The organism is Alteraurantiacibacter palmitatis (genome assembly GCF_037154115.1).
GTDB lineage: Bacteria > Pseudomonadota > Alphaproteobacteria > Sphingomonadales > Sphingomonadaceae > Alteraurantiacibacter > Alteraurantiacibacter palmitatis.
The window spans coordinates 375,610-383,067 of the sequence record NZ_JBANRO010000002.1 but is presented as its reverse complement, the minus strand read 5'-3'; the positions used below and the strand labels follow the sequence as shown (position 1 = coordinate 383,067).

Annotated in this window: 4 protein-coding genes; all 4 read right to left on the bottom strand. The window is 60.7% G+C overall.

What is annotated here, in order from left to right; genetic code table 11:
* Positions 1-134: 134 nt before the first annotated feature.
* Complete coding sequence (locus WFP44_RS03815; RefSeq protein ID WP_336925025.1) at positions 135-3,008, bottom strand: SNF2-related protein; 2,874 nt, start codon at positions 3,006-3,008, stop codon at positions 135-137.
* 128 nt (positions 3,009-3,136) lie between these two features.
* Positions 3,137-4,066, bottom strand: a complete 930-nt coding sequence (locus WFP44_RS03810; RefSeq protein ID WP_336925024.1) for an ROK family protein — start codon at positions 4,064-4,066, stop codon at positions 3,137-3,139.
* The gene (locus WFP44_RS03805) at positions 4,059-5,162 is read right to left on the bottom strand and encodes an alpha/beta hydrolase (protein ID WP_336925023.1); all 1,104 of its coding nucleotides are present in this window, start codon (positions 5,160-5,162) and stop codon (positions 4,059-4,061) included. Before WFP44_RS03805 ends, WFP44_RS03810 begins: the two co-directional genes overlap by 8 nt.
* 111 nt (positions 5,163-5,273) lie before the next feature.
* A complete protein-coding gene (locus WFP44_RS03800) occupies positions 5,274-7,403 on the bottom strand; it encodes a TonB-dependent receptor (protein WP_336925022.1) in 2,130 nt (709 codons plus the stop codon).
* Positions 7,404-7,458: the final 55 nt, after the last annotated feature.

Here is a 7,458-nt window from a genome sequence, read left to right as displayed (position 1 = left end):
CTTCCTGCTCCTTCAAAACAGCGATGATCTGCTCCTCGCTGAACCTGCTCCGCTTCATTCGTCCGTCTCCTTCTCAGGGCCGGACTCTACTTATCACTGGAAGAAATCTAGGGGCTCAGACCACGTCCGTAGTCCTATACGACGGACCAGCGGATCGTGAACAAGGTTTCACTCGCTTGCGCACGCTGCATGCGTTTCTGCAGCCCAGCGATCAGCTCATCACGTTTGTCGGCGATTTCATCCTCTTGGGCGAAAATGTCCTGACGCTGCTTGCGCTGGCGGCGCTCCAACTCCTGGATCCGTGACTGGAAGCCGTGCTCCTCCTCGAGGGTGGTTGCCTGACGGGCCTCTCGACGGAGCATTTTGATCTGCTCCTTGGTGTCCTTCAACGCCTTTTCTGCGGCGAAGATCTTGTCCTCCGCCCATTGCTCCAGTCGTTCGCGGGCCACTGCGAAATGCTTGTTGTTGGCCTCCAACGAGCGATTGAGCGTGGCCCGAACGTGCTGATCGGCTTCGGCATCCAGCCGGGCGGACAGGTCTTGCGGCAGGATGGCGCATTCATCAACCGTCGCGGCGATTCCAAATAGCTTTGTGCAGGCCTCCTGGTCGATGGATCGTCCTGCATCATCGATAGCGGAGAACAGCAGATACTCTTCGGTTTCGAACGCGGACACGGTCAGGCGCCGCAGGGTGAGCCAGCCACTCCGTCCCTTCAGTGCTTCGACTACCGCGACCCGCCCCGGATGCGAGGAGATGTCGAAGCGCAACTCGGCGATTGGCGTTTCGGCTGCTTTGGCCTGCTCGATCACGCATTCGCCGAGCGGGTGCGATAGACGGTAGAGGAAGTAGCCATGCTCGGCCAAGGGGCGCTGACCGGCAGCATTCCGGGAAATTAGATGGTACCGGCCCTTGGGAATGTCCGCGGCGGGAGGTGACGTCAGCTCGAACGTCAGCGCATCTTCATCAAAGCTGGCGCGGTCCTGCAGCACAAATTCGGTTAGGTTCCAGAAGGCGCGGCCTACCCGATCAAGCTGCTGGCGCGCATTTTCCAACCGAAGTCGCAGCCTTGCGTGAACGTCCTCGTCGAAGTGCTCCAGCAGGGCCTTGCGGGTATCTTCCATGCGGGCGCTGATCTGTTCGTCGAGCTCGGCCTGCAGGGCATCGAACGCCGCAACGATCTCGTCTGGTGTACGACAGTCCTGGTAAATCGCGAGGATCCGCTTCTCGAAATCAACGCCAGATTCGATCGAGCCAAGCACGTCGTCGGATGCACCGAAGACACCGTCGAACAGGTTGAACTTCTCGGTCAGCAGGGCGTGGACCCGCTGATCGGCATCGTTGCGTTCGTTCAGGAAATTGATGACGATGACATCGTGGGTCTGTCCGTAGCGGTGGCAGCGGCCGATGCGCTGCTCGATCCGTTGCGGGTTCCAGGGCAAATCGTAATTGATGACCTGGGAGCAGAACTGCAGGTTGACACCTTCGGCCGCAGCCTCGGTGGCGATCATGATCGAGGCATGATCTCGGAATTCGTCGATCAGGGCGCTGCGAAGGTCGATTGCGCGAGATCCCGTGACCCGGCCACTGTTGGCATTGGCTTTGACCCACTGGTCATAAATTTCGGCTGTGCGCGGACCGTTGTTGGTGCCGCTGAAGGTGACGACCTGCCCGGCATATCCATGGGATTCGAGGAAAGCGTAGAGGTAATCCTGGGTGCGGCGGGATTCCGTGAAGATCAGAGCTTTACGGGCGGCTCCCATCCGGCTCTGTTCGGCAAAACCGATGTCGAGTGCGGTGAGCAGGGCCTTGGACTTTGTGTCGGTGCCGATCGAGCGTGCCATTGCTGCCAGCGCGGCAATCTCGTCAATTTCGGAACGGAGCCGAGCTGGCTCGATGACGGTGGGTGACTGGTCGGCTTCATCTTCATCGGCAAGCCATTCGTCGAGCAATTCCTCCTCGATCTCCTCGGCTGTGATGATGTCGTCGGTCCAGTTGTCATCTGGCTCGGCACCGTCGCGAAGATCGACCAGCCGCTGTTGCAACGTGGCCAACGTGCCCGCGATAGCGTGTGAAGATGATGCGAGTAACTTGCGCAGGATCAGGACAGTCAGATGCCGCTGCCGCGTCGGGATCGCGTAGCTGTCCTCACGCTGCAGAAATCTGGAAATGGCGTCGTAAAGCGCCTGCTCGGCGTCCGTCGGGCAGAACGGCTGCGTGACGGCCCGGCGCTGGGTGTAGCGGACGTATTCCAAAACCTGCTTGCGCAGGGTGCGCTTGCAGAATGTCGCCAGCCGTTGGCGCAGGCCAGGGATGTCGCCGCCAGCGTTTACGTATTTGGCGCGGAAGGCATTCGGGTCACCGAAAATGTTCTCGTCAATGAACGATGTCAGCCCGTAGAGTTCCATGAGGCTGTTTTGAAGCGGCGTGGCCGTGAGTAGGAGCTTTTTGCGGCCTTCAGTCCCCCAGCGCAGAGCCTGGCCAATACGATTGCTCGGGCGGTAGGCGTTGCGGAGCTTGTGGGCCTCGTCGATAACAACGAGGTCCCAGGCGATATGACGAAGCTCGTCCTGCAGCTTGGCCGCGTAATGGTACGACAGGATGACCACGGCCTTTTGCTCCAGCGGCGAGGCGTGGCCTTCGCGTCGAAGTGATCGGTGCGTTTTGGCATCAATGACGACTGCCGGAAGGTTGAATTTCTCCGTCAGCTCGTTGGCCCATTGCTGCCGGATTGATGCTGGGCAAATGATTAGAAGTCGTCTTTTGCGCTCTGCCCATTTTTGGCAAAGTACGATCCCCGCTTCAATGGTCTTTCCTAGCCCGACCTCATCAGCGAGTATGGCCCCTTCTGAGATTGGTGATTGTAAAGCAAACATCGCTGCTTCGATCTGATGGGGATTAAGATCGACCGATGCATCGAATAGCGACATCGAGAGTTGGTCGGCATCGCCCGGGGGCGCCTGCTTTGTCAGATCGTAGGCTATGTATTTGCTGTGGTATGCAGTTGGCATGTGATGTGTGTAGGCAATTGACCGTCCGCCTGTCGAGCGCCTACGCAGGTTTCCGCTCCAGCATCACCTATCTTCGCGCAGCTTTGACGAGAGAGTTCGTCCGCAGGCTCTCTCCCACCGCCACCCAGTTAATCAAGAGCCTTTTCCTCTTGCCGCGCCAAGGCGCCGGCTGCGAGCACGAGGGCACCGATGGGGCCGGCATTTTCACCCAGCGTGGCCGGGCGCACCAGATCCTCCATCTTCGCGGCATCCAGCGCGCCAAGGTAATCCGCCAGCAAAGCCGGAACCTGCAGCCGCGCGCTGTCAATCAGGTGCGGTTGCCCAAGGGCAACTCCACCGCCGATGACGATGCGATGCGGCGAAAATGTGAGCATGAGGCACGCGATCAGCTGTGCCAGATCATGCGCAACAAACCGCCATGCCGGATCCGACGGGGCAAGCTCTGCCGCCCTGCCGCCAAGCCGCTCCGCCAGCGCCGGGCCGGCGATCAGCCCCTCCACGCAATCACCGTGGAAGGGACAGATACCGGCAAAACTATCTCCGGAAGCGCGGCGCAAACGAATATGTCCGATCTCCGGATGAAGCGCGCCGTGCACGGGCCGGCCCTCGGTCAGAACGCCGCCGCCAAGCCCTGTGCCGATGGTAAGGTAAACCACGTTGGAACAGCCCCGCGCCGCGCCGTGCGCGTGCTCTGCCAGGGCAGCGGCATTGACATCGGTATCGAGCCCGATCGGTCCGGCAATAGCGCTCTGAAGTCTTGCCAACACCTGTGCCCCTGCCCAGCCGGGCTTGGGCGTGGTAAGAATGCTCCCGAAATCCGTGGCGGCTGGATCAATCCGGACAGGCCCGAAACTGGCAATGCCCAAGGCCGCCAGCGGCTCTGCCATATCCCACTGGCGCAGGATTTGCGCCGCCCGGCTCAGCGTCTCATCCGGCGTCGTCGTGGGGAATTGCTCGCGCGCGACAATGGCATGACCTGCTCCCAACACCACCACGCACTTGGTGCCGCCCAGTTCGACGCCGGCCAGGCGCGGTTGCTGCGTCGTGCTCTCAACCATTGGCAAAGGCGCGGCGCAGCGCATTCAGCTTCGACCGCGTGAAGGCCTGTGCGGCCGCCGTTTCTGCGGCTATCCGGTCGAAGCCGTGGAACCCGCCGGGCACAACCAGCAATTCGGTCGGGACATCGGCCTCCACCAGTTTGCGGGCATAATCGATATCCTCGCTGGCAAACAGATCGACGCTGCCTACCCCGATCCAGGCCGGGGGCAAGCCGCGAAAGTCCGTCAGGCGGGCCGGCGCCGCTTCGGCAGGAATATGGGCTGATCCCGGCTCCATCCCCAGAAAGCTGCGCCAGCCGAGGCGATTTTCCGGCGGGCTCCAGCCAACTGTGGCAATATGCGCAGGCACCGCGCGCGTGCTTCCCGTCCGGTCATCCAGCATGGGATAGACGAGAGACTGAAAAAGCAACGGAACCTCACCCCGATCACGCGCCTTGATCGCCAGAATTGCGGCATGGCCGCCGCCGGCGCTTTCGCCCATCACAGCTATGCGCTCCGCATCCACACCCAGCGCCGCCGCGTTGCGATGAAGCCAAAGCAGCGCCGCGTAATTTTCTTCGGTGGACGTGGTGTAACGCACAAGCGGCGACAAGTGGTATTCCACCGAAACAAGGGTGCAATCCAGATCCCGCGCCGTTTCCTGCAGCAGCGGGATCTCCCCCCGTGCGCTGCCCACGACATGCCCGCCGCCGTGAATGTGCAGAATGGCAGGACGGGCGAGCGTCGGTTCGGAATTGATCACGAAGACCAGCGCTTCGGGCAAGGAACCGGCTGCGGGAACGCGGTGTTCGTAAACCGGTATATCGGCGGCAATGTCTGGCATGGGCTGCACTTGCATCGGGGTTTGCGCGATGGCCTGCAGCACTTCCTCAGTGATCGGCGGAAAGCCGTTCTCGATCATGCGGCGCGCAGCCGGGCGCAATTCGGGCGCGATCGAACGCAACCGTTCCGCCACCGACAGGCTGTGCGCGTTCCATTCGCCTTGGGAGGCCGCGGCAAAAGCCAAGCCCGGCTTCGCCAGCATCGCGGCGGCCAGTGACATCAAGCCCAGACCGCCAAAATCGCGCCGCGACAGTGTCATGCCTTCGATTCTCATGCACGCTCCCGAATTGCCTGCGCCGCGTTTAGCATGGAGCAACACAGCCAATCTGCCAATCACGGATGCCGGCAGCCTCACGCGGGAGAGATGGAGGCTGCCGGCCCGCGGTCAGAACGATGTCGTACGAAGGCGCAAACCGATCGTCCGCGGCGTCGGGCCCGAACCCGAAAGTGGCCCTGCGGTGCCGACAAAGGTCGGACCGCGTTCGTCAAACAGATTGTTCCCGATAAGCGCCAGTTCCCAGCTGCCCCGACGCACCCCCGCCGTAAGCGAGACCAGATTGTATGAACGCGCCGTAATGCCATTCGCTTGCAGACGGTTGCCACTGTGGCTGAGCGCTACGTTGGAGAAGAAATCCAGATCGCGGGATATCTGGGCGTTGTAATTGGCATCGACGCGGAAGTTGTTCGCCAAGGTATTGAGCAGCCGCGAACCGGGCTGAAGCAGGGGCTGGTTACCGCCGATTACAGCATTGACCGTGTCGTATTCGCTGTCGTTGATATTGCCGACAAAGCCCAGATTGAGCCCATCGAGCGGGGTGTTCCAGCGCAGTTCCAGATCGATACCCTGCGTTGTGGCATCACCGAAATTGGCAAACCCGTTCACACCCTCGATACCGCCCGTGACCGAGGTCTGGAGATTCGTATATTTGAGGCGATAGAGATTGAGCCCTGCCACCAAGGCATCGTCAAGCGAACGCCATTTGAGACCGAATTCGTAGTTGCGAGAGCTTTCGGGCTGAAGGGCAACGGCCGCGGGGACACCTGCGAGTTCAAGCGACTGCACCTGAACGCGTGACTGCACAATACCGGGCCGGAAACCTGTGGCGGCGGAGATGAACATGGTGAGATTATCTGTCGGCAGATAGGTCAGGCTGGCGCGCCAGGTTTCCTTGTTCGCCTTGGTCGGCACCACACCACCGGCGTCGCTGAACGAGCGGTTGTCATGATAGGTGCGGATGCCCAGCAAGGGGATCAGCTTGCCGTCGAGCAACTCGTAACTCACCTCGCCGAAGATTGCCCAGTTTTCGGTAAGTGTATCGTTGTCTGCATTGATATCGACGCCGAACGGCGGAATTTTCAGGGCGTTAACCTGCGGGCCGCTGCCATCCTGATAGGCCGCGCCAACCACCCAGTTGAACGGACCATTGCCGTTAGAATTCACCCGGAATTCCTGCGCGAACATCTTGGGGAAGAACTGGCTGGAGAAGAAGCCAGCAGGGGAAATGGGAATGTTGATGCCGAAGGCACCTTCCAGATTGCTCGTCGCACTGGTTACGGTGAAGCCGTCAAAATCCAACGTGGCCGTGAGGCTCATCAATTCAAAATCGCCGTTGGAGAAGCCCTGCTGGCCGGCGGTGTTCTGGAAATACACCGGGTCAACCGAGGCGGTGAAACCGGTGAAATCCTGCCGCGGGCGGAAGTTCCAGTACTGTGCGCGGATCTGCACATTGTCCGCCGGTTGCAACAAGGCAACCACGCGGATGTCGCTGTTGCGCGCTTCGTTCACATTGGTCTGATCGGGCGTCCCGTCGAAGGGGCCGAAATAGACATCGGCATAGCCGGCATCGCGCGACACGCCGCCGCTGACACGCACGGCCAGCACATCTTCCACAATGGGAACCGAAACGGCTCCTGCCCCGCCCCAGTTCAGCCCCCCGGCTGTGCGGGTGTAGGAGCTTTCCCCCTCGAAAGCGTATTCAAGGCTGTTGAGATCAGGATCGCGGGTGTGAAAGATGAATACCCCGCCCGAAGAACCCTGGCCATACAGCGTGCCATGCGGGCCGCGCAGGACTTCGACCCGCTCAATGTCGATGAAGCGAACCGGCGGTGCGATGCCGAAATTGGTCACGATGAACGGCGTATCGTCGAGATAATAGCCGATCGGGGAATCGCCGTTTTGCGTCACATTGCCGCGCAAATTGTAGAACCGTGAGGCATTGGACTGGCGGAATCCTTCCTGCGCGCCGGGCACGCTGGACACCAGATCGCCGATCGTGGTGATATTGCGTTCGCGCAGGCTGTCGCCGTCGAACACCTGAATGGCCAAGGGGACTTCCTGCAGGTCCTGGGCGCCGGTCTTGGATGCAGTGACGAGGATCTGGTCGCTGCGGGCGCTGTTGCCTTGAACGCTGTCGCTCTCTTCCTCGCTGACGCTATTCTGCTGCGCGTAGGCCGCGACCGAACTCAGCGCTGCTGCCATTGCGGCACTTGCGGCCAATTGCCGATAAAGTTTCATGCACCCCTCCTCACAGTGATCGATTGCTCGTTGAAGGCAATCGTTTGCACCGTTA